We start from the raw sequence: 20,681 nt of genomic DNA, 5'->3' as shown, positions 1-20,681 counted from the left end.
GCGGTCAGTCCGCGGGGGCGAAGGCGCGCAGGAACAGCTCGACCGCCCGGTGCGCCTGTTCGCGCACCTCGTCCGGGCTCAGGCCATCGAGTACCCCGGTCAGCAGGCGCATGTGCGAGCGCGCCGTGCACAGCGAGGTAAGGTACTGCGCGGCGTGGAACGGGTCGGCCGGGGCGAGGATGCCGCTGGCCATGGCCTTTTCGAAATGGGCGGCAAGGATCTTCAATGTGCGTTCGGGCGCGCTTTCATAGAAGATCCGGCCCATTTCGGGGAAGCGCTTGGCCTCGCCCATCACCAGCCGGTGCAGGCCCACGCCGTGCGGGCTCGACATCTTGCCGATCAGGCTTTCGCAGATCGTGCGCAGGGCAGGCGCAATGTCCTCGCTCTCGTTGAGGGTTACCTCGATTTCCTCGCGGAAGGCGCGGGTGGCGCGGTCGAGCACGGCGGCGAAGAGCAATTCCTTCGAGGGGAAGTAGGACCACAACGTGCCCTTGGAACCACCCAGCGTCCCGGCAATTCCCGACATGGTGGTGCCGGCGTAGCCATGCTCGAGAAACGATTGGGCGGCGACGTCAAGTATGGCGTCGCGCCGCTCTTCCTTGCGGGCCTCTCGCCGTCCGGTGGGCTTGGTGGGGGAACTGCACTGCATTTTCGTACTCTACAGTACGATTTTTCGATTGACAACCATCCGCCGCAAGCCCATTTGCCAGTTTCATACCACTTGGTACGGTTTTATGCCCAGATCGTCGCTCTCCGATTCTCACACCGACACCCGCTCGAAACCGCCTCGGGCGCTGGCCCGGCGGTCCGTCCTCATCCCGGCGCTGGCGGCCACGCTGCTGGCCGGCTGCGCGCCCGTTCCCGATCTCGGGGCCCGGCCCGAGCCGCTGAAGCCCGCCGAGGTCGCCGCCGCGCAGTCTTTCGCGCCGGCCGGCATGGCCCAGGGGCAGTGGCCCGGCGATGGCTGGTGGATGGCCTATGGCGATCCCCAGCTCGATGCCCTGGTGGCCGAGGGGCTGGCCGGTTCGCCCGACATCCACGCCGCCGTGGCCCGGCTCGACAAGGCGGCCGCCATGGCCCGCCAGACCGGCGCCGCGCGGCTGCCGCAGGTCGACGTGACCGGCGGGGTCAGCGAGACCAAGCAGAGCCTCAACATGGGCTATCCCGACGTGTTCAAGGCCTTCCTGCCGCAGGGCTGGAACGACGCCGGGCAGGTCGCGGCCAACATCGGCTTCGACCTTGACCTGTGGGGCAAGAACCGCGCCGCCTATGCCGCCGCCAATTCCGAGGCGCGGGCCGCCGTGCTCGATGCCCAGCAGGCGCGGCTGGTGCTCGCCGCCGCGATCGCCTCGGCCTATATTGACCTCGATCGCCTGTTTGCCGAGCGCGACGTGCGCGCCCGCCAGCTCGAGATCACCAGCGCCTCGTTCGACCTGACCCAGCAGCGCCAGCGCAACGGGCTGGAGACCAGCGGCGGGGTTGCCACCTCGCAGGCCGAGGTTGCAAATGCACGGATCGCGCTGAGCCAGGCCGACGAGGCGCTGGCCCTGCGCCGCAACCAGATCGCCGCGCTGGTCGGCAAGGGGCCGGATCGCGGGCTCGCCCTGACCCGCCCGGCGCTCGCCCCTTCCGCCGCGCCCGCGGTGCCCGACAATGCCACGATCGAACTGGTCGCGCGGCGGGCCGACATCGTCGCCGCGCGCGGCCGGGTCGAGGCCGCCGCCAGCCGGATCAAGGTGGCGCGGGCCGACTTCTTCCCGGCGATCAAGCTCAATGCCCTGTTCGGGTTCCAGTCGCTCGGGCTCGGCCTCCTGTTCGACAAGGATTCGACCTATGGCTCGGTCGGCCCGGCGATCAGCCTGCCGGTGTTCCACGGCGGCGCTCTTAACGCCCAGTATCGCGGTGCGCGCGCCGACTATGACGCTGCGGTCGCGGCCTATGACGGCGTGGTGGTGCAGGGCTACCAGCAGGTGGCCGATGCCCTGACCACGGCGCGCATGGCCTCGGCCCGCCTTGCTGATGCCCGCGCTGCCGTGGCCGGGTCGCAGAAGGCCTACGACGTGGTCAATGCCCGCTACAAGGGCGGCCTCGCCACTTATCTCGAAGTGCTCCAGCTCGAAGACCGGCTGCGCATGGCGCAGCTCTCGGCCGCCGGGCTCGAGGCGATCGTCCGCAATGCCGATATCGCGCTGATCCGGGCGCTGGGCGGGGGTTTTGCCGATCCCGCCGCCGCCCCGGACGCCGCCAATTCCCCGAAGGACCCGACCCATGGCTGATGCCGCCAAAGCGAATTTTGAAACCCACGACGCCGAAGAAGCGGCCCTGCGCGCGCGCCGGGGTGCCCAGCGCAAGCTCTGGATACAGCGGCTGGCCATGGTCGTCGCGGTCGGCGCCGTCGCCTGGGGGGCATATTACTACCTGATCGGGCGCAACAACGTCTCGACCGACAATGCCTATGTCAACGGCGAGGTCGGGCAGGTGACGCCCCTGATGGCCGCGCAAGTGGTCGAAGTCCGGGTCAGCGATACCCAGGCGGTGAAGAAGGGCGACGTGCTGGTCGTGCTCGACGCGACCGATGCCCGGATCGCTCTCGCCCAGGCCGAGGCCGACCTTGCCGCGGCGCGCCGCCGCTTCCTCCAGACCCGCGCCGCGACCGGCGCGCTGAGCGCGCAGATCAATGCCAGCGGGGCCGACATCGCCCGCGCCCGCGCCCAGCTGGCCTCGGCCGGGGCCGATCTTGCCAAGGCGACCACCGATCTCCAGCGCCGCGAGGCGCTGGTCGGCTCGGGCGCGGTCTCCGGCGAGGAACTGACCACGGCCCGGCGCGGCCGCGATGCCGCCGCCGCCGCGGTCACCTCGGCGCGCGCCGTCGTGGCCCAGGCCGAAGCCGGGCGCAGCGCCGCGCAGGGGCAATATGCCGCCAGCGACGCGCTCGTCGCCGGGTCGAACGTCAACACCGATCCCGCCGTTCTGGCCGCGCAGGCCAAGGTCGAGGCGGCGAAGCTCGACGTCGAGCGCGCGGTGATCCGCGCCCCGATCGACGGGATCGTCACCGGCCGCAAGGTGCAGGTCGGCCAGCGCGTCGCGCAGGGGACCGCGATCATGTCGATCGTCCCGGTCGGCCAGCTCTACGTCGAGGCCAATTTCAAGGAACGCCAGCTGCAGAAGGTCCGTGCGGGCATGCCGGTCGAGGTGACCACCGATCTCTACGGTTCGGACGTGGTCTATCACGGCAAGGTCGTCGGCATCGCAGGCGGCACCGGGGCCTCGACCTCGCTGATCCCGGCGCAGAACGCCACCGGCAACTGGATCAAGGTGGTCCAGCGCGTGCCGGTGCGGATCGCGCTCGATCCGAAGGAACTGGCCGCTCACCCGCTGCGCGTCGGCCTGTCGACCGAGGTCGACATCGACGTCTCCTCGGCCAATTGAGGCGGGGAGACGCGGCATGGCCAGCTCCGCCCCGCAGGTGGTTCCCGGCTCGCAGCTGACGGTTCGCCAGCAGTGGGCCGCCGGGATCATCCTGGCGATCAGCAATTTCATGGTCGTGCTCGACCTGACCATCGCCAACGTCTCGGTCCCGCATATTGCCGGCAACCTCGGCATCTCGCTGGACCAGGGGACCTGGGTGATCACCTCCTATGCCGTGGCCGAAGCGGTTTGCGTGCCGCTGACCGGCTGGCTGGCCACCCGGTTCGGCGCGGCGCGGGTCTTCACCATGGCCCTGCTCGGGTTCGGCGCCTTCTCGCTGCTCTGCGGCCTCTCGCCCACGCTGGGCGTGCTGGTCGCGGCGCGGATCGGGCAGGGGCTGTTCGGCGCCCCGCTGATGCCGATGAGCCAGACCCTGATGATGCTGATCTTCCCGCCCGAGCGGCGCGCGAAGTTCATGGCGGTCTGGGCCATGACCACGCTGCTGGGGCCCGCGATGGGCCCGATCGTCGGCGGCTGGATCTCGGACAACTGGTCGTGGCACTGGATCTTCCTGATCAACGTGCCGATCGCGGTCGGCGCCAGCGTGGCGGCGGGCCTGCTGCTCGCCCCGGTCAAGACGCCGGTCTTCCGCGCCCCGATCGACGCGGTCGGCCTTGGCCTGCTGATATTCTGGATCGGCTGCCTGCAGATCGTGCTCGATACCGGGCGCGACCATGACTGGTTCGCCGACCCGACCATCCTGCTGCTGGCCATCGCCTCGGCCATCGGCTTCGTGGTCTTCGTGATCTGGGAACTGACCGAGGAGCACCCGGTGGTCGACCTCAGGGTGTTCCGCCACGTCGGCTTCGCCTCGGGCGTGTTCACGATGACGCTGGCTTACGGCGCCTTCTTCTCGGGCAACGTGATCATCCCGCAGTGGCTGCAATCGGTCATGGGCTATTCGGCCCAGAACTCGGGCATGGTCACGGCGTCCAGCGCCATGGCCGCGCTGATCACCGCGCCGATCGCGGGCAAGCTCTCGGGCTCGAACAAGATCGATCCGCGCCTGATGATCAGCGGCGGCCTGCTGTGGATCTGCTTCACCACGCTGCTGCGGTCGCACTGGACCACGGACGATACGATGTGGGGCTATGCCTTCCCGATCTTCCTCCAGGGCTTCGGCATGCCGTTCTTCTTCATTCCGCTGACCACGCTGGTGCTCAACTCGGTCGACCCGGAGGAAACCGCGTCGGGCGCCGGCCTCCAGGCCTTCATGCGCACGATCGCGGTGGCGGTCTCGACCTCGCTGGTCCTGACCTACTGGGGCAACCGCCAGCGCGACATGCACAACGAGATCGCCAATATCCTGAACCCGGACCAGGCCACGACCGCGCTGGGCAACCTCGGGATGGGGATGGATTCGATCCGCGGCTACATCAACGGGCTGGTCGATACCCAGGCGATCACCGTGGCGATGAACAATGCCTCGGTCATGGCCGCCATCTCGGTGGCTCTCGCCGCGGCCGTGCTGTGGCTGGCGCCCAAGCCGGTGCCCCGGCAGGGCATGGAAGGCATGGCGCACTAGGGCGCGGACAGCCGTTGTCGGCGACAAAGCCGCCCATCACACCCGATGCAGCACGCCCCGGTAGGACAGGTCTTCCAGCGCCCGCCCCGCGCCCAGCGCCACGCAGTGCATCGGATCGTCGGCCACCTTGACCGGCAGGCCGGTAGCATCGGCGAGGACCGGGGCGATGTCCTTGAGCAGGGCGCCGCCGCCGGTCATGGTGATGCCGCCGTCGATCATGTCGGCGGCGATCTCGGGCGGGGTGTTCTCGAGCGCGACGCGCACGGCGTGGACGATCTGGCTGACCGGCTCGGCCAGGGCCTCGGCCAGTTCGGCTTCGGTGATCTCGATTTCGGCCGGAACCCCGCGGGCGACGTTGCGGCCCTTGATGATCGTGGTTGCGCCGCGCCCCTCGCGCGGGAGGCGGGCCGAACCGAGCTGCTTCTTCACCCGTTCGGCCGTGGCCTCGCCGATCAGCAGGTTGTGCGTGCGGCGCACGGCGGCGGTGATGGCGTCGTCCATCCGGTCGCCGCCGACGCGGACCGAGGCGCTCATGGTCAGGCCCTGGATCGAGATCACGCCGACCTCGGTCGTGCCGCCGCCGATGTCGACGACCATCGAGCCGAACGGTTCGGTCACGGGCAGGTCGGCGCCGATCCCGGCCGCCATCGGCTCGTCGATCAACCAGACCTGCCGGGCGCCGGCATTGGATACCGCATCGCGGATCGCCCGCCGCTCGACCTGGGTGGAGTTGGAGGGGACGCAGATCACCACTTCGGGCGAACGGCCGCGCTTGCCACCCTGCGCCTTGCGCATGAAGTGCTTGATCATCTGCTCGGCCACTTCGAGATCGGCCACGACCCCGTTGCGCAAGGGGCGAATCGTGCGGACGTTGTCGGGCGTCTTGCCCATCATCAGCTTGGCATCGTCGCCGACGGCGCGGACCCGCTGGGTCCCGTTAATCGTTTCGAGGGCGACGACCGAGGGCTCGTCGACGACGATTCCGTGGTCGCGCAAGTAGACCACGGTATTGGCCGTGCCGAGGTCGATCGCAAGGTCGGCCGCGGCGAACTGGAAAAGCTCGAAAAATGACATGTTTTAGCGTGAACCCCTGTCCGTCGTTCCTGACGGCTGGAAAAGGCTAGGCTCACTGCGGCCTGACCGCCGGATTAACGAAACCGCGAGGCGCCCCTCGGGCGGGATGAAGCGATCGGCGCGGCCGACAGGGCGATCGGGCGTGCGATCAGGCGAGCCCCAGCTTGGCCAGTTCGTGCGCGAGGTGGCCGGGCAGGACCTCGCCGTCCTCGCCCGCGGACAGGTCGGGCGGGCAGTCCGCCTCTTCCAGATAGCGCCAGCCCTGGTGCGCGCGGCGGGGCCTCGGGCGGACGTCGACCAGCTGCCCCGAAATGAGGATCGCGGTCTTGCCGCCCTCGGCCTCCTCGAAGCCGAGGATCTCGGAGCGGGCGACGAGCTGGTGCTTCAGGATCCAGTAAACCGAGCCGCCGATCATCTCGGCATGGCGCTTGGGCAGGTAGCGGGTGGTGAGGCGGGCGACCTCGCCGCGTTCAGCGAACCAGCCATGCACTTCTTCAAGGCTCTGTGCCCCGTAGGCGACCTTGGTCATCGACAGCGGCACGTCAGGCGCTCAGCCGGAACAGGTCGGCAAGGCCGAGGAAGAAGAAGAAGCCGAGCGTGTCGGTCATGGTCGTCACGAAGACCGTGGAGGTCACCGCCGGATCGATCTTCAGCCGGTTGAGGCCCATCGGGATCAGCACGCCGGAAAGGCCGGCGTTGAGGCTGTTGAGGATCATGGCGAGGAGCAGGACGAAGCTCAGCCACCAGTCATGGTAGATCAGCTGGCAGGCGATGGCCATCAACGCGCCGAGGCCCCAGCCGTTGGCCGTGGCGATCCACCATTCGCGCACGATCATGCGCCAGGTGTTGGAACTGGTCAGCTGGTTGGTGGCCAGCGCGCGCACGGTCACGGTCATGGTCTGGGTCGCGGCATTGCCGCCCATCCCGGTGACGATCGGCATCAGCACGGCCAGGGTGACGAGGCGGGTGATCGTGCCCTCGAACAGGGCGACCACGCTGCTGGCAAGGATCGCCGTGCCGAGGTTGATGAACAGCCACCACATCCGGGTGCGGATGGTCTGCGGCAGGGGCTCGTTGATGTCGCCGTCGCCCGCGCCCGAAAGCAGCAGCGCGTCCTCGCCCGCTTCTTCCTGGATGATGTGGACCACGTCGTCGACCGTGATCTGGCCGACCAGCCGCCCGCTCTCGTCCACCACGGCGGCCGAGATCAGCGCGTATTTCTGGAAGCGCAGGGCGACCTCTTCCTGGTCCATGCCGACCGGGATCAGGGTCTGGTCGCGCTTCATCACATCGACGAGGGCCACCGAGCGCGGGGCGCGCAGGATCCACGAGAGCAGGCAGGTGCCGACCGGGTGGTGGCGCGCGTCGACGATGAACACTTCCCAGAACTCGGTGGGCAGCTCGCGGCTCTTGCGCAGATAGTCGGTCAGGTCGCCGACGGTCATGTGTTCGGGCACCGCGACGAAATCGCGGCTCATCAGGCGGCCGGCGGATTCCTCGGGGAAGGACAGCGCGCTTTCGATCGCGGCGCGGTCTTCCGGCTCCATCTCGGCGAGGACGGCCTGCTGGTCCTCCTCGTCGAGGTCTTCCAACATGGCCACCGCGTCGTCGGTGTCGAGCTGCTCGGCGATCTCGGCGATGTCCTCGGCCGGCAGGTCCTCGACCAGCAGCTCGCGGACGTGATCGTTCATCTCCGCTATCACGTCGGCGCTCATCAGGTCGGTGATGGCGCTGGCGAGGAGGGGCCGATCGCTGGGGTCGAGCAGTTCGAACAGGTCGGCGATGTCGGCCGGGTGGAGCGGTTCGACCAGGTCGTAGGCGCGTTCGCTCTCGCCCTGGTCCAGCGCCTCGCGGACGCGGCGGACGAAATCGGGCTTCAGGCGATTTTCCTTGTCGAGACTGTCCGATTCCCCGCCTTCGGGCGCGCGCACGACCTCGGCCTCCGCCACGGGGGCGTCGGCATGGGTGAGCAGGGCATCTTCGCGTTCATCGGCAGCCATCACGCGCCGGTCTATTGCGGTTCCTCGCAATTGCAACCGGCGCGGGCGGGCAGAGGGTGACTTTATTGCTCCCGCGCCTATATGGGCCCCAGATTCCTTCGAGGAGAGTACGATGGCCGACGAATTCCTGACCCTGACCCTCGACACCGGCAGCGGCGCCGGCGGCGACGTGAAGATCAAGCTGCGCCCCGACCTGGCCCCCGGCCACGTCGAGCGGATCAAGGAACTGGCCGGCGAAGGCTTTTACGACGGCGTGAAGTTCCACCGCGTGATTCCCGGCTTCATGGCCCAGGGCGGCTGCCCCAACGGCACCGGCATGGGCGGCTCGTCCAAGCCCGACCTCAAGGCCGAATTCAACGCCGAACCGCATGTGCGCGGCGTTTGCTCGATGGCCCGCACCTCGGCGCCGCACTCGGCCAACAGCCAGTTCTTCATCGTGTTCGACGACGCGACCTTCCTTGACCGCCAGTACACCGTCTGGGGCCAGGTGGTCGAAGGCATGGAACACGTTGACGCCCTGCCCAAGGGCGAGCCGCCGCGCGAGCCGGGCAAGATCGTCAAGGCGACCGTTTCGGAAGGCTGATCGGCTTGAAACAATTGAAGGGCGCGGGAAGCGATTTCCGCGCCCTTTCCTTTGGAGGATCGGCAAGATGGCCAAGGGCACCCCGGCAACCCTCGCGCTGGACAAGGCGGGCGCGGTCTTCACCCTGCACGAATATGCCTATGATCCCGCGGCCGACCGGGTCGGCCTGCAGGCCGCCGAGGCGCTCGGCGCCGATCCCGGCGAAGTGTTCAAGACGCTGATGGTGCTGGTCGACGGCAAGCCCGCCTGCGCGATCCTCGCCTCCGACCGCGAGGCGGCGCTGAAGAAGGTCGCCGCCGTGCTCGGCGGCAAGTCGGCCCAGATGATGAAACCCGCCGATGCCGAGCGGCTGACCGGCTACAAGGTCGGCGGGATCAGCCCCTTCGCCCAGAAGCGCGCCGTGCCGACCGTGCTCGATGCCGGGGCGATGGGGCTGGCGGCGATCTACCTCAACGGCGGCCGGCGCGGCCTTCAGGTGCGACTGGCGCCGGACGATGCGGCGCGGCTGCTGGGGGCGAAGGTGGCCGAGATCGCGGCTTGAGGGCCAATTCTGCGGCCAATTACGGGACGGCAGCATTCAGGGAGTGAGGCGCCCTCGCCAAATGGCGGGAGTTTGGGGGAAGCGGACGTTAGAATCCCGGAATGTCGCCAAGAAGCACGACACTCAGAATTATATAGAGGAAGAGGAACACTAATCCCGCGTAGGCGATCGCGGTTAGCCAGAACCACGTTGGAGATCCGTCTCGTAATTCTGACCGACCATAGGCAGATGGCATGCGGCCGGTCGCTAAACCTACGTATAACAGCCAGCCGATAATCTGTGGAATGAACAAAAACGCTGTGCCGCCGACTAACCCCCGCCAGTCTTTCGTTGCCCAGCCAATAACGAGCCAAGGGGTTGCGGCGATGCAGCACATTGCCGCCATAAGGGCTAGGCGCTGTCCTGTTGTCCATCCCCACCAAAGCATGCCGCTGGTATCGCACTCCCGTTGGACGTCCGCAATGTTGTCGCGTCCGGACAGTCCGCTTTCGGGACTGGTTGCGGCAAATCAGACGTTTGGCAGCACTGGTCAGCCCGCGAGATTTCCCGCCACCGGCCCCTGCCGCGAGGCCGGGTCGAATTCCACGCCGAAGGCCGCCGCCTCGGACCAGCGGACCATGCCCCACAGCACCGAGCCGTCGGGCAGGGTGACCTCGACCACCTCGCCCGCGGGCGGCGCCTTGCCGCGCGCGACGGCGCTCATGCCGGTGGCCGAGATGTCGCGCGTCATCGCCTCGCGCATCTCGCCCTCGCCGCCCGCGACCTGGACGCGGACCAGCATCCGCTTGCGGCGGGCGCGGAAGACCGGGGTGGGACGGAACAGGGCGGGATCGATCAGGGTCATGGGCCGGTTCTGCCCCGGCGCCCGCCAAGGCTTCGCCAAGCCTGACCTACGGGATATTGCCTAGAGCGCGGCCCGCGCGATCCAGTCATGGAACAGCCGCACGGGGCGCGAATCGAGCGCGCGGGGGCGGCAGACGAACCAGTAGGAGTAGGGGCTCATCACCTCGAAATCGTAGAGCCGGGCGAGGCGTTCGTCGCCGGAGCGGATCATGTCGTCGGTGTGCATGATGGCGATGCCGAGGCCATTGGCGGCGGCTTCCTTCATCAGCTGGCCCGAATCGAAATGATCGACCGCGACCGGCGAGAAGTCCTTGAGCCCGGCGGCCTCCTGCCAGGCCACGAAGCTCTCGGTCAGGTCGGTGTGGACGAGGAAGGTCTGCTTTTCGAGCTTGGTCTGATCGGGCACCGGGCCAAGCTCGGCGGCCAGCGCGGCCGAGGCGATGGCATGGACCTGGTTATTGTCGAGTCGCAGCGAATAGAGCGCCGAATCGGGCTGGGGCGAGAGGATGATCGCCGCGTCGAGCGTATCGCCCAGCCGCGCCTCGTGGTGCGAGCCGGTATCGATGTCGATGTGCAGCTTGGGATGGAGCTTGCGCAGCTCGGGCATGCGCGGGAACAGGCGCTGGGCGCCGAACAGCGAGGTGACGCCGAGGTGCAGGCGAAGGACCTGGCCGTTGTCGACCTGGCTTTCCACCGCCTCAGCCAGCTCTTCCAGCTTGGGGCTGACGGCGTCGTAGAAGGCCTGTCCGTCCTCGGTCAGCTTCATCGACTGGTGCTGGCGCAGGAACAGCTTCTTGCCGGTGAAATCCTCCAGCGCCTGGACCCGGCGCGAGAGCGCCGAGGGGCTGAGGGCGAGTTCGCTGGCGGCGGCCTTGGCGGAACCAAGGCGGACGACCCGCACAAAGGCTTCGAGCGCGCGGAGGGGCGGCAGGCGGCGCATCACTGGTATTCCGGATCCCGTCTAGTCGGCGTCAGTTCACGCCAGGCTCAAGCATCGTCACCCAGTGATTCGGCCGGCGGGTGGAGCCGCAGCCGGGTCACGTGGCGTTCGTTACCTGCAGTTATCTCAAGTTTCCAGCCCGAGCCATGCGCAAGAATCGCACCTACCGGCGGAACCTGCCCGGCGAGCACGAAAGCGAGGCCGCCGAGCGTATCGACGTCCTCATCCACCTCGCCGAGGCGGGCATCGACTTTCGCGCCGACGTCTTCGAGCTCGACCCGGGCATCGGCGTCCCACATCCCGCCGCCCAGCGGCACGATCAGCTCGGTCGGGGCATCGTCGTGCTCGTCCTCGATCTCGCCGACGATTTCCTCCACCAGGTCCTCGATCGTGATGATCCCGTCAGTGCCCGAATATTCGTCGATCACCACGGCGAGGTGGACCCGGCTGGCGCGCATGTCGGCCAGCACGTCGAGCGCGCCGCGCGCCTGCGGCACGAACAGCGGCTGGCGCATCAGCGTGGTCCAGTCCTTCGGCGGGGCCTTGCCGGTGGCGAGGAAGGGGAACACGTCCTTGATGTGGACCATGCCGCGAATCTCGTCGAGGCTGTCGCCATAGACCGGCATCCGGCTGTGGCCATGTTCGGAAAACATGCCGACAAGGTCTTCCCACGAGGCTGAGGCGGGCACGGCGATGATCGCGCCGCGCGGGATCGCCACGTCGTCGGCGTCGTGCTCGCTGAAATGGAGCAGGTTGCGGACCATCTGCCGCTCAAGCGGCGAGAGATCGCCGACCGGGCCGCCGCCCGGAGCGTCCTCGTGCTCGTCGATCACCTCTTCCAGCGCGGCGCGCAGGCTCTGGTCCTGATCGGGATCGAAGAACCGCTTCAGGCTCTTCCAGACGCTTCGCCTACTGTCCCCGTCTCCGGACGGGTCGCCATTGCGGCCATTGTCGGCCATGGTGGTTATCGCTCCTGTGCCCCGGCGATCAGCCGCCTTCGCCCGCATATGGGTCGGCGATGCCCATTTTCGCAAGCGCCTTTGTTTCCAGCGCCTCCATCACCTCGGCCTCGGCCTCGCCCAGTTCGTGGTCGTGCCCGGCAAGGTGGAGCAGGCCGTGAACCACGAGATGAGCGGCGTGATGGTGCAGCGGCACGCCCTTTTCGGCGGCCTCGCGGGTGCAGGTCTCGCACGAGAGGGCAAGATCGCCGAGCATTTCCGGCGCGCCGGCATGAGGCATGGCGATCAGCGCGTCGCGCGCGATCATCGGGAAGGACAGGACATTGGTCGCCTTGTCCTTGGCCCGCCATTCCTTGTTGAGGACGTGGAGTTCATCGTCGGAGGTGAACAGCACCGAGGCCGAAAGGCGCGGGTTGGCCAGTTCCGGGGCGACTGCCATGGCCGCCTCGGCGGCGGCTTCGGCAAGGTCGGCCCAGTCGATGGACTTGGGCCAGGGTTCTTCGATGTCGATGTCGAGCGCGAGCATATGAAGGTGAGTCTAGCCTGCCCGTCATCCCCGCGAAAGCGGGGGATATGCATTTCTTTTTCGCGTCGAAGGTCCCACCCCGCCCCCTCCCGCAAGCGGCAGGGGGCGGGGTGGGCCTTGCTACCTCGCTTCAGGCGTCCTTGCCCTCATAGGCCTCGACGATCCGGCCGACGATCGGGTGGCGGACGACGTCCGCCGCGCCGAAGCGGACCACCGAGATCCCGTCGACCCCTTCGAGGCGGCGGACCGCGTCGGCCAGGCCGCTGAACTGGTCGCCGCCCGGAATGTCGACCTGCCGCGGGTCGCCGCAGACCACCATCCGGCTGTTCTGGCCGAAGCGGGTGAGGAACATCTTCATCTGCGCGGGCGTGGTGTTCTGCGCCTCGTCGAGGATGACGAAGGCATCGGCCAGGGTCCGGCCGCGCATGAAGGCGATCGGGGCAACCTCGATCTCGCCGCTGGCAAGGCGGCGTTCGACCTGCTCGGGCGGCATGCAGTCGTACAGCGCATCGTAGAGCGGGCGCAGGTACGGATCGACCTTGTCCTTCATGTCGCCTGGCAGGAAGCCCAGCTTCTCTCCGGCCTCGACCGCCGGGCGCGAGAGGATCAGGCGCTGGACCGAGCCGTTCATCAATTGCGAGACGGCCTGGGCCACGGCGACATAGGTCTTGCCGGTGCCGGCCGGGCCGAGCGCGAAGATCACGTCGTCCTTGGCGAGGCAGCGCATGTATTCGATCTGGGTGGCCGAGCGCGGGACGATGGTCTTGCGCCGGGTGCGGATCATGATCGGCGGGCCCTGGTCGGTGCCGGTGATGATCCCCTCGAGCGTCGGTTCGTTCGACATGGCGATCAGCGATTCGACCGCGCCGGCATCGATTTCCTGCCCGCTCAGCAGCCGCTGATGCATGCCCTTGAGAACGTCGCGCGCCCTGCCGACCGCATCTTCCCCACCCTCGATCTGTATCCGGTTCCCGCGGGCGGCGATATAGACGCCGAGGCGGTTCTCCAGCAGCACGAGGTTGGAATCGAACTGTCCGAAAAGAGCGCCGAGAACGGCCGGCTCTTCGAATTCCAGTTCCGCCCGGGCTTTGCGGGAAGGCTCCCGCTTGACTTCGGACGACCACGGATGCGCCATTTCGTCATAGGCGCGTGCAGGTTTGCGTGCCATGCGCTCCTTTCCGGCGGAGGCGGGACGCCGTCCGCTCTATCATCGAAGATAGGCGGCGCTCGGCGCAGTGCAATCGCCTCTGAGGCGGGATGTGCAAATTGTCCCCAGCTATCGCGCGGTGGGCGGCGCGGCCGGGCTGGCTGCCTTGGTCGCGGCGGCGATTGCCTCGCCCGGCGTGACCGTTTGCGCCAAGGCGGGGGCGCGGGCCGTGTACATCGCGATCAGCGGGAAGACCTGCTCAAGGCTTTTCTCGTCGGGCAGGACATAGACGTAGCCGCCGTTCTTTTTGAACAGCGGGCCGATCGCGGCGTAGAACGCCTTGGGCACGTTGATGCAGCCATAGGTGATGCGGTTGTCGTCGATGGTCGGCGAGAGCATTCGCGCGGCGCGGTGTTCCTTGTTGGCCGGCGGGATCGGATGCAGCGCGACCGAGGTGGCGAAATCGACCCACAGGACCCGGGTGTTCCCGGCGGCGATGCCGAATTTGGCGAGGAAGCGCCCAGCAGGCGTCGTCTTCTCGGCCGGGCCGATCTCGGCCAGCGGCTTGTCGCCCACGCCCGCGGTGGCATCGTCGCCCGTCATCATGCCGATCAGCACCGGCGCATCGGCCAGCCGCTCGCCCGAGGCGCTGAACAGGAAGACGCGGGCCGACTTCTTGTCGACGATGGCATAGGGGAGGCCGCTGTTGTCCCCGGTCGCCGCCACCCAGCCGGCGACCCGTGCGGCTTCGCCCGAATATTCCGTCGGAGGCGGGACCGGGGCCGGGGCAGCTTGCGGCGCCAAGGTTGTCCCCCCCTTGCGGGCCTTGGCGCTGCGTGCCGCCTTGGTCGGCGCCGCGGACTGGGCCTGTTCTGCGCCAAGGGCCGGGGCGCTAAGGGTCATGGCTAGACCGGCCAGAACAAGACAGGCTTTCATCATCGGCGCGACGTTACTCGACTGGTCCGGCCGGCGCCAGAAGCGGCGCCGACCCGGCTAATTGCGATGAGCGGGCCGGTTCGCACCGGCCCCGGCAATGATCAATCGGCCGTGATCAGTTGCGTGCCTTCTTCGGGCGGCTCTCGATCACCTGAACGCGCTGTTCGAGGCCATCGACGCGGCCGTTCAGCTGATCGATGCGCTGGCCGTTGGCCTGGGCGGCGCTGCCGGCGGCCTGGGCGTCGGCAGCGGCCTTGTTGGCCGTGGCGTCGGTCGCGGCGAGCTTCGATTCAACCCCGTCGATGCGGGCGTTCACCGCCGCGATCTGTTCGCGCACGAAGCCCTTGGTGGCGCAGCCGCCGAGGCCCGCCGTGGCGGCGACGATCATGCCGGACGCGGCAATCTTGGAAAGGATGGGGGACATTTTAATTCTCCTTTGCGGACCCTTAGCGAACGCGGACGAAGCCCAGCGGCCTTGCTCCGACAACGCCAAATCTGTCCGGCCGTTCCGCCCGCAGGATGAATGGAGAATTCTAGTGGTGAAAAGAGACTGATCGGCGACGGGCCGCCTCGCCCGCTCCGCGCGGTCAGGCCAAAATCAGCTGCCCGCCCAGCGAATTGGGCCCGCCCATCGTCACCTCGACCTCGACCAGATCGCCGATCGCCGCCTCGCCCGTGAAGTGGACCGATTGCAGCCACGGCGACTTGCCGAGCCACTGCCCCTCCAGCTTGCCCTTGCGCTCGACCAGCACCGTGCAGCGCTTGCCAACCGAGGCCTGGTTGAAGGCGTGCTGGCTGGCGTTGAGTGCGGCCTGCAGGCGCTGCAGGCGCTCGTCCATCACCTCCGGCGCGATCTGCCCGTCCATTGTCGCGGCCGGGGTGCCGGGGCGCGGCGAATACTTGAAGCTGAAGCACTGGGCATAGCCGACCTGCTCGACCAGCCGCAGCGTTTCGGCAAATTCCGCCTCGGTCTCGCCGGGGAAGCCGACGATGAAATCGCCCGAGAGCGCGATGTCCGGCCGCACCGCGCGCACCTTGTCGAGGATCGCGAGGTAGGAGGCGCTGGTGTGCGAGCGGTTCATCGTCCTCAGCACCCGGTCGCTGCCCGACTGCACTGGCAGGTGGAGGAAGGGCATCAGCTTCTCCACCTCGGCATGGGCCGCGATCAGGCCGCCGGTCATGTCGTTGGGATGGCTGGTGGTATAGCGGATGCGGGCCAGCGCCGGCATTTCGGCGAGCGCGCGGATCAGCCCGTCAAGCCCGACGGCGCGGCCCTTGCCGTCCTCGCCGCTCCACGCGTTGACGTTCTGGCCCAGCAGGGTCAGCTCGCGCGCGCCGGCCTCGACCAGCCGCTCGGCCTCGGCGATCAGGTCGGCGTAGGGGCGGGAGATTTCCGCGCCGCGCGTATAGGGCACGACGCAATAGGTGCAGAACTTGTCGCACCCTTCCTGCACGGTGAGAAAAGCGCTCGGCCCCACCTTGCGCCGCGCCGGGAGCGCGCCGAACTTGGTCTGGGCCGGCATGTCGGTATCGACCGCGCGTCGCCCGGCGACGGCTTCGGCGATCATCTCGGGCAGGCGGTGATAGGCCTGCGGGCCGACCACCATCTTCACGGCGGGCGCGCGGGCCATGATTTCCTCGCCCTCGGCCTGGGCGACGCAGCCGGCCACCGCGATCAGCGGACTGGAGCCGTCATCGCGGCCCCAATCCTTCACGATTCGGCCGATGTCGGAATAGACCTTCTCGGCCGCCTTCTCGCGGATGTGGCAGGTGTTGAGCACGACAAGGTCGGCGTCCTCGCCTTCTGCCGCCGGGGCGATACCCTGGCTGCCGAGCAGCTCGGCCATGCGCTCGCCGTCATAGACGTTCATCTGGCAGCCGAAGCTCTTGACCCGGTAGGTCCTGGGGGCAGTGGTGGAAGGCATGGCGCGGCCCATAGGCGAAAAGCGCCGGGTTTTGAAGGGGGCTGCGGCAGGCGGCGATTGCGGGCCGGTGGAGGCGCCGGGCGTCAGGGGGCCGGGTTCCAAAGCGGACTGTCCGGATGCGCTGGCATTGCGGGCGTCCTGCTTCAATCTCCATTGTACGTATCACATGTGAGAGCGCTCCAAGGCACCTGAAGCGTCGCATGAACATGCCTGAAGTGATTAATTATTAATTATATCTTCGGAATTATTCAAGCGTCGAGCAAGAATTCTGGGGTTTCCGATGGCTCTTGAAGTACGGCGTGGCCCAGTTTCGCAACTCAGATCGGTTGCCAGACCTCGCGGCAGAGGTGCGCGGGTCTCAATCGCGCAGTTCAAGTTGAACGGATTTCCCGCAGAATATGAAATCGGGGGGCTAGACTGGGGCATGGCCCCGGAACCTGCTCCCTTTTGGAACGACGAATCGATCATTGCGGTGGGGGAGATTTTACCCGGCGGCTTGTTTCAGGTTGTTTCAGCTTATATTCCTCGTCTTCAGAAGATCACAAGCCGAGAGCCATCGTTCTATATCGGAGGAGGATTGTTGTTATCTTGCTCTGCTCTACCGCTCCCCATCGTAGTATCAGGTCATATGCTTGAAAAAGTAGGATTAGTATCTTTATCCCTCGCAGCCATTATCATATTGTTTGGGTTTCTGATCATGTTGTCCGGTTTAAAAATCATTGCGGCGAGAAGGTTGTTACGCGATATTTCGTCCAATTGACGATTAATTGCCGAAATCGGTCGGGGCAATTACCCCAACAATCCCGCCATTCGAGAACCCGAGCGATCTGCGCCAAGCCGCCCTTCGTTCAGTGCGCAAAATGATGCCGCCCCGCGCCGGGGAGGATCACCCATCCGCCCTGTCGTGCGCCTCCCCGCCCGGCGCGACATAGCGCACGGCGGCCACGTCGAGCGCGAAGGGCCGCGTCGGCGCGCCGAGGCTCTCCTCGAGCGCGGCGGCGATGCGGGCGCGGGCTTCGGCGGCGATCGCCTTGCGGCCGGGGAACTGCTCGGGCGAAAAGGGCTCGAGGAAATGGACCTTGAGCGGGAAGGAGCCGGGCCGGCCGAGGATCTTTAGCGCGTTGTCGAGCCCGGCCTCATCACCCACCCAGCCGATGAACGGGGCGAGCGGGCCATAGTCGAGCAGCACCGGCTGGACGAGAATGCCCGGCGGCGGCGGCTCCAGCACTTTCAGCATGGCGCTCTTGAAGGGCAGCAGCGAGAGCCCGTCGGTCGTCGTCCCCTCGGGAAAGACCGCGATCGCCGGGGCATCGGCCAAGGCTTCTTCCAGCGCATTGATCTGGGCGGCGATGTCGAGCCGCGCCTCGCGCCGGACGAAGACCGTGTGGTGCAGGCGGCAGAGCCAGCCGATCAGCGGGTATTTCGCCACCTCGGCCTTGGCCACGAAAGCCGTGCCGCTCGCCCCGGCCAGCGCCGGAATGTCGAGCCACGAGACATGGTTGGCGACGTAAAAGGCCTGCCGCGCCAGCGGTGTGCCGACATGGCTGATCCGCACCCCGGCCAGCCGCGCGAAAAGCGCAAGGAACAGGCGCGGAAACGGCGAATGGCGGGTGAACAGCCGCGCCAGGAAATGGAGCGGCAGGGCAAGGGCGAGGCTGGCAAAGATGGCAAGGAGCCGCACGCCCGCGCGCAATTTGCCGGTCAGGCTCACACGGTGGGCGCCGGACGCGCCCGCAGCGGTCATCGCCGGCCGGGCTTGGCCGCCGGTTCGCCCTCGCGGTCGATCCGCACGCCGAACAGTTCCATTCGGTGATCGACCAGCCGGTAGCCGAGTCGTTCAGCCACCTGGCGCTGCAGCGCCTCCAGCTCGGGGTCGACGAATTCGATGACCTTGCCGGTTTCGACGTCGATCATGTGGTCGTGATGGGCCTCGGGCGTCGCTTCATACCGGGCGCGGCCGTCACCGAAATCGTGACGGTCGAGAATCCCCGCTTCCTCGAACAGGCGCACGGTGCGGTAGACCGTGGCGATCGAGATGCGCGGATCGATCGCGGCGGCGCGCTCATGCAGCTTGTCGACGTCGGGATGGTCGTCGCTTTCCGAGAGGACGCGCGCGATCACCCGCCGCTGATCGGTGATCCGCAGCCCACGTTCGTTACACAGCGCTTCAAGGTCGATCGGTTGATGCACGACTGTTCCGCAAAATTGAAAACAAAAATGCCTCACCCGATATGACGCGGGCGAGGCATTTCTGCAATGGCTGCGCGCAGGCTATCACCGGACGGGCGCGGCGGCCCGTCCCGTGACCCGCTCAGCGCGCGCGGGCCGGGCTCAAGCCGAGGCCTTGGCCTTGGCCGGGCGGCCGCGCTTGGCACCGGGCTTGCGCCCAAGGCCGATCTTCTTGGCCAGCTCACGGCGCTTTTCAGCGTAGTTGGGAGCGACCATCGGATAGTCGGCCGGAAGATTCCAGCGGGCCCGGTACTGTTCCGGGGTCATGTTGTAGTGCGTCATCAGGTGACGCTTCAGCATCTTCAGCTTCTTGCCGTCTTCCAGGCAGACGATGTGGTCGGGCTTCACCGAGGCGCGGATCGAAACCGCCGGTTCGGGCGGCGCTTCCGCTACCGGAGCCTGCTGGCCGAGGCCGGCGAGCGCCGTGTAGACGTTGGTGATCAGGGCCGGAAGATCACCCACCGAAACGCTGTTGTTGCTGACATGAGCGGCAACGATATCGGAAGTAAGGGTGATGAGCGTTTCGCTCAAATCGTTCTGAGGGGTATCCATGGCTGTGTCCTCGTAATTTGCGACCGTATTTTTTGTGCGGCGGACAGTCATTACGACCTTCTGTCCATCCGTGCCCGCTTTGCTCCTACGCGGTGTCGAATACAAGTCAAAATTCAGGCCAAAATGGCGAAATTGTATTGCAGTTGCACAGTTTTGTGCGCCTTTAGGACAGGTTGACTGTAATGCGGTCTGTCAAACCATGTCGTAAGCGAATGTAATCGCGTCGATTCGCGCTCCGTTGGGTTGCCGATAATAGGCCGGACGCAGGCCGATCGGCGCGAAACCGAAAGCGCGATAGAGCGATTCTGCCGGGTTCCCCCGGCGCATTTCGAGCAGCAGGCGCGGATTGCCCCGTCCGCGGGCGGCCTCGGCGAATCGCGCGAGCAGGCGGCGGCCAATTCCGCGGTGCCTGTATTGCGGGACTACTGCGAACAGGAGCAGTTCTTCTTCACCGAAACCGCCGCGCGACAGGGCGAAACCTGCCGCCCCGCCCTCGGCTTCGCCGGCCTCCGCGGGATCTTCGCCGTCGCATCCCGCCAGGAGGTAGTGGCAATTGCCGATGATCAGCGCATCCTCGATCTGCCGCCGGGTCCAGGCCTCGTTGTATTCGGGATCGAAGGCGATGTTCATGATCGCCATGATCCGGTCGACATCGTCGGCCGGGGCCGGGCCGGACGAGGGCAGGGCGGCCATGGCTCAGGCCGCTCCCGCGGGAAGCACCCCGCCGGGCCGATTACCACCGGGCCGATCGCCACTGGGCCGATCACCGCCGGGCCGATCGCCACCGGGAAGGCGTGCATCGGGCGCGCGGCCATAGAGCGGGGTGACCTCGGCGGTCAGCATGGCGGGCGCCAGCAGGGCGAAGGCGCGCGCATCGCTCGCCAGGTCCAGCGCCGTGCCGTGGCCGCGCCGCTGGACCAGCGCCTCGGCCTGGTTGCCCGCGATCACCTCGCTCCCCGCGCGCTGCACCGCCTGCTCCGGGGTGAGCGAGGCGAGCGGCAGGGTCTCGCCCCCGGCCGCGTCATAGGCGGCGACGAACCATTCGCCGTGCCCGCCGGTGATCGCCACGGTAACCGGAACGGCCCCGACCTGCGCCCGCGCCTGCGCCGCGATCAGGGCGAGGGTGGGATAGCCGACCAGTTCCGCCCCCCAGGCAAAGGCCAGCGCCCGCGCGGCGGCGAGGCCGACCCGCACCCCGGTGAAGCTGCCCGGCCCCAGGGCCACGGCGATCCGCCCGGCGCGCCCGCGGTGGGGAAGGGCGGCGATCATCGGCACGAGCTGTTCGGCATGGCCGCGCCCGAGCAGGCGCCAGTCTCCGGCCAGCGCCGCGCCGCCGCGCAACAGCGCTACCGAGCAGGCCTCGGTCGCGCTGTCGATGACAAGGGTATCCTGGAGGACGGGGGTGTCCAGGAGGACGGGGGCGTCCATCGGCG

At 67.5% G+C, this 20,681-nt stretch carries 23 protein-coding genes; 6 read left to right on the top strand and 17 right to left on the bottom strand.

Annotation, left to right across the window (positions count from 1 at the left end; translation table 11 throughout):
- Nucleotides 1-4 precede the first annotated feature (4 nt).
- Entirely contained in the window at nt 5-649 is a 645-nt protein-coding gene (locus tag H7F51_RS18095) for a TetR/AcrR family transcriptional regulator (RefSeq protein WP_185665729.1), read from the bottom strand.
- 85 nt (nt 650-734) lie between these two features.
- Here H7F51_RS18095 and H7F51_RS18090 point away from each other — a divergent pair, with 85 nt between their 5' ends.
- From H7F51_RS18090 to H7F51_RS18080, 3 genes are read left to right on the top strand one after another with little or no spacing between them, the layout of a single operon-like run.
- Entirely contained in the window at nt 735-2,276 is a 1,542-nt protein-coding gene (locus tag H7F51_RS18090) for an efflux transporter outer membrane subunit (RefSeq protein WP_185665728.1), read from the top strand.
- Nucleotides 2,269-3,429 (top strand): HlyD family efflux transporter periplasmic adaptor subunit, encoded by a 1,161-nt coding sequence (locus H7F51_RS18085; protein WP_185665727.1) that lies wholly within the window; start codon nt 2,269-2,271, stop codon nt 3,427-3,429. Before H7F51_RS18090 ends, H7F51_RS18085 begins: the two co-directional genes overlap by 8 nt.
- A gap of 16 nt (nt 3,430-3,445) precedes the next feature.
- Nucleotides 3,446-4,993 carry a DHA2 family efflux MFS transporter permease subunit gene (locus H7F51_RS18080; protein ID WP_185665726.1) on the top strand — a complete coding sequence of 516 codons (1,548 nt, stop codon included), beginning with the start codon at nt 3,446-3,448 and terminating at the stop codon, nt 4,991-4,993.
- 36 nt (nt 4,994-5,029) lie between these two features.
- Here the strand turns inward: H7F51_RS18080 and H7F51_RS18075 are convergent, their stop codons facing one another.
- The 3 genes from H7F51_RS18075 to mgtE form a co-directional block, all read right to left on the bottom strand.
- Nucleotides 5,030-6,067: a rod shape-determining protein gene (locus H7F51_RS18075; protein ID WP_185665725.1), complete on the bottom strand. Its 1,038-nt coding sequence runs from the start codon at nt 6,065-6,067 to the stop codon at nt 5,030-5,032.
- Between the two features lie 148 nt (nt 6,068-6,215).
- A complete protein-coding gene (locus H7F51_RS18070) occupies nt 6,216-6,608 on the bottom strand; it encodes a DUF1489 family protein (RefSeq protein WP_185665724.1) in 393 nt (130 codons plus the stop codon).
- A gap of 1 nt (nt 6,609) precedes the next feature.
- A complete protein-coding gene (gene mgtE, locus H7F51_RS18065; protein WP_185665723.1) occupies nt 6,610-8,067 on the bottom strand; it encodes a magnesium transporter in 1,458 nt (485 codons plus the stop codon).
- Nucleotides 8,068-8,179: 112 nt separating this feature from the next.
- Here mgtE and H7F51_RS18060 point away from each other — a divergent pair, with 112 nt between their 5' ends.
- Nucleotides 8,180-8,650, top strand: coding sequence for a peptidylprolyl isomerase (locus H7F51_RS18060; RefSeq protein WP_185665722.1), 471 nt, complete (start codon nt 8,180-8,182; stop codon nt 8,648-8,650).
- 67 nt (nt 8,651-8,717) lie between these two features.
- Nucleotides 8,718-9,191, top strand: a complete 474-nt coding sequence (ybaK, locus tag H7F51_RS18055) for a Cys-tRNA(Pro) deacylase (RefSeq protein ID WP_185665721.1) — start codon at nt 8,718-8,720, stop codon at nt 9,189-9,191.
- 529 nt (nt 9,192-9,720) lie between these two features.
- Here the strand turns inward: ybaK and H7F51_RS18050 are convergent.
- From H7F51_RS18050 to miaB, 8 genes are all read right to left on the bottom strand, one after another.
- Nucleotides 9,721-10,035, bottom strand: a complete 315-nt coding sequence (locus H7F51_RS18050; RefSeq protein ID WP_246448692.1) for a PilZ domain-containing protein — start codon at nt 10,033-10,035, stop codon at nt 9,721-9,723.
- A gap of 60 nt (nt 10,036-10,095) precedes the next feature.
- Entirely contained in the window at nt 10,096-10,974 is an 879-nt protein-coding gene (locus tag H7F51_RS18045) for a LysR substrate-binding domain-containing protein (RefSeq protein ID WP_185665720.1), read from the bottom strand.
- Nucleotides 10,975-11,021: 47 nt separating this feature from the next.
- Entirely contained in the window at nt 11,022-11,933 is a 912-nt protein-coding gene (locus H7F51_RS18040) for a hemolysin family protein (protein ID WP_185665719.1), read from the bottom strand.
- A gap of 28 nt (nt 11,934-11,961) precedes the next feature.
- On the bottom strand, nt 11,962-12,459 hold the full coding sequence (gene ybeY / locus H7F51_RS18035; RefSeq protein WP_185665718.1) for an rRNA maturation RNase YbeY: 498 nt from the start codon (nt 12,457-12,459) through the stop codon (nt 11,962-11,964).
- 130 nt (nt 12,460-12,589) lie between these two features.
- The gene (locus tag H7F51_RS18030; RefSeq protein ID WP_185665717.1) at nt 12,590-13,627 is read right to left on the bottom strand and encodes a PhoH family protein; all 1,038 of its coding nucleotides are present in this window, start codon (nt 13,625-13,627) and stop codon (nt 12,590-12,592) included.
- Between the two features lie 108 nt (nt 13,628-13,735).
- The gene (locus tag H7F51_RS18025) at nt 13,736-14,509 is read right to left on the bottom strand and encodes a hypothetical protein (RefSeq protein WP_246448691.1); all 774 of its coding nucleotides are present in this window, start codon (nt 14,507-14,509) and stop codon (nt 13,736-13,738) included.
- A gap of 148 nt (nt 14,510-14,657) precedes the next feature.
- A complete protein-coding gene (locus H7F51_RS18020) occupies nt 14,658-14,966 on the bottom strand; it encodes a hypothetical protein (RefSeq protein ID WP_185665716.1) in 309 nt (102 codons plus the stop codon).
- A gap of 163 nt (nt 14,967-15,129) precedes the next feature.
- Nucleotides 15,130-16,479 (bottom strand): tRNA (N6-isopentenyl adenosine(37)-C2)-methylthiotransferase MiaB, encoded by a 1,350-nt coding sequence (gene miaB, locus H7F51_RS18015; protein ID WP_185665715.1) that lies wholly within the window; start codon nt 16,477-16,479, stop codon nt 15,130-15,132.
- A gap of 268 nt (nt 16,480-16,747) precedes the next feature.
- Here miaB and H7F51_RS18010 point away from each other — a divergent pair, with 268 nt between their 5' ends.
- Nucleotides 16,748-17,227 carry a hypothetical protein gene (locus H7F51_RS18010; RefSeq protein WP_221774225.1) on the top strand — a complete coding sequence of 160 codons (480 nt, stop codon included), beginning with the start codon at nt 16,748-16,750 and terminating at the stop codon, nt 17,225-17,227.
- Nucleotides 17,228-17,353: 126 nt separating this feature from the next.
- Here the strand turns inward: H7F51_RS18010 and H7F51_RS18005 are convergent, their stop codons facing one another.
- From H7F51_RS18005 to tsaB, 5 genes are all read right to left on the bottom strand, one after another.
- Nucleotides 17,354-18,211: a lysophospholipid acyltransferase family protein gene (locus H7F51_RS18005; protein WP_185665713.1), complete on the bottom strand. Its 858-nt coding sequence runs from the start codon at nt 18,209-18,211 to the stop codon at nt 17,354-17,356.
- Entirely contained in the window at nt 18,208-18,657 is a 450-nt protein-coding gene (locus H7F51_RS18000; RefSeq protein WP_185665712.1) for a transcriptional repressor, read from the bottom strand. Before H7F51_RS18000 ends, H7F51_RS18005 begins: the two co-directional genes overlap by 4 nt.
- 141 nt (nt 18,658-18,798) lie before the next feature.
- Nucleotides 18,799-19,248, bottom strand: a complete 450-nt coding sequence (locus H7F51_RS17995; protein ID WP_185665711.1) for a Ros/MucR family transcriptional regulator — start codon at nt 19,246-19,248, stop codon at nt 18,799-18,801.
- Nucleotides 19,249-19,440: 192 nt separating this feature from the next.
- The gene (locus H7F51_RS17990; protein WP_246448690.1) at nt 19,441-19,941 is read right to left on the bottom strand and encodes a GNAT family N-acetyltransferase; all 501 of its coding nucleotides are present in this window, start codon (nt 19,939-19,941) and stop codon (nt 19,441-19,443) included.
- Nucleotides 19,942-19,944: 3 nt separating this feature from the next.
- On the bottom strand, nt 19,945-20,676 hold the full coding sequence (gene tsaB, locus H7F51_RS17985) for a tRNA (adenosine(37)-N6)-threonylcarbamoyltransferase complex dimerization subunit type 1 TsaB (RefSeq protein ID WP_185665710.1): 732 nt from the start codon (nt 20,674-20,676) through the stop codon (nt 19,945-19,947).
- Between the last annotated feature and the right edge of the window lie 5 nt (nt 20,677-20,681).

Source organism: Novosphingobium flavum (assembly GCF_014230315.1).
In the GTDB taxonomy this organism is placed as follows: Bacteria; Pseudomonadota; Alphaproteobacteria; order Sphingomonadales; family Sphingomonadaceae; genus Novosphingobium; species Novosphingobium flavum.
This window is presented reverse-complemented; position numbering and strand designations above follow the sequence as displayed.

Bases quoted from the DNA above. Each gene is read 5' to 3' on its own strand.
- ybaK (WP_185665721.1), top strand. From the start codon at position 8,718: ATGGCCAAGGGCACCCCGGCAACCCTCGCGCTGGACAAGGCGGGCGCG.
- H7F51_RS18085 (WP_185665727.1), top strand. From the start codon at position 2,269: ATGGCTGATGCCGCCAAAGCGAATTTTGAAACCCACGACGCCGAAGAA.
- H7F51_RS18095 (WP_185665729.1), bottom strand. From the start codon at position 649: ATGCAGTGCAGTTCCCCCACCAAGCCCACCGGACGGCGAGAGGCCCGC.
- ybeY (WP_185665718.1), bottom strand. From the start codon at position 12,459: ATGCTCGCGCTCGACATCGACATCGAAGAACCCTGGCCCAAGTCCATC.
- mgtE (WP_185665723.1), bottom strand. From the start codon at position 8,067: ATGGCTGCCGATGAACGCGAAGATGCCCTGCTCACCCATGCCGACGCC.
- H7F51_RS18020 (WP_185665716.1), bottom strand. From the start codon at position 14,966: ATGTCCCCCATCCTTTCCAAGATTGCCGCGTCCGGCATGATCGTCGCC.
- H7F51_RS17995 (WP_185665711.1), bottom strand. From the start codon at position 19,248: ATGGATACCCCTCAGAACGATTTGAGCGAAACGCTCATCACCCTTACT.
- H7F51_RS18010 (WP_221774225.1), top strand. From the start codon at position 16,748: ATGGCTCTTGAAGTACGGCGTGGCCCAGTTTCGCAACTCAGATCGGTT.
- H7F51_RS17990 (WP_246448690.1), bottom strand. From the start codon at position 19,941: ATGGCCGCCCTGCCCTCGTCCGGCCCGGCCCCGGCCGACGATGTCGAC.
- H7F51_RS18030 (WP_185665717.1), bottom strand. From the start codon at position 13,627: ATGGCACGCAAACCTGCACGCGCCTATGACGAAATGGCGCATCCGTGG.
- H7F51_RS18090 (WP_185665728.1), top strand. From the start codon at position 735: ATGCCCAGATCGTCGCTCTCCGATTCTCACACCGACACCCGCTCGAAA.
- tsaB (WP_185665710.1), bottom strand. From the start codon at position 20,676: ATGGACGCCCCCGTCCTCCTGGACACCCCCGTCCTCCAGGATACCCTT.
- H7F51_RS18040 (WP_185665719.1), bottom strand. From the start codon at position 11,933: ATGGCCGACAATGGCCGCAATGGCGACCCGTCCGGAGACGGGGACAGT.
- H7F51_RS18050 (WP_246448692.1), bottom strand. From the start codon at position 10,035: ATGACCCTGATCGATCCCGCCCTGTTCCGTCCCACCCCGGTCTTCCGC.
- H7F51_RS18080 (WP_185665726.1), top strand. From the start codon at position 3,446: ATGGCCAGCTCCGCCCCGCAGGTGGTTCCCGGCTCGCAGCTGACGGTT.
- H7F51_RS18005 (WP_185665713.1), bottom strand. From the start codon at position 18,211: ATGACCGCTGCGGGCGCGTCCGGCGCCCACCGTGTGAGCCTGACCGGC.
- miaB (WP_185665715.1), bottom strand. From the start codon at position 16,479: ATGGGCCGCGCCATGCCTTCCACCACTGCCCCCAGGACCTACCGGGTC.
- H7F51_RS18025 (WP_246448691.1), bottom strand. From the start codon at position 14,509: ATGACCCTTAGCGCCCCGGCCCTTGGCGCAGAACAGGCCCAGTCCGCG.
- H7F51_RS18045 (WP_185665720.1), bottom strand. From the start codon at position 10,974: ATGCGCCGCCTGCCGCCCCTCCGCGCGCTCGAAGCCTTTGTGCGGGTC.
- H7F51_RS18060 (WP_185665722.1), top strand. From the start codon at position 8,180: ATGGCCGACGAATTCCTGACCCTGACCCTCGACACCGGCAGCGGCGCC.
- H7F51_RS18075 (WP_185665725.1), bottom strand. From the start codon at position 6,067: ATGTCATTTTTCGAGCTTTTCCAGTTCGCCGCGGCCGACCTTGCGATC.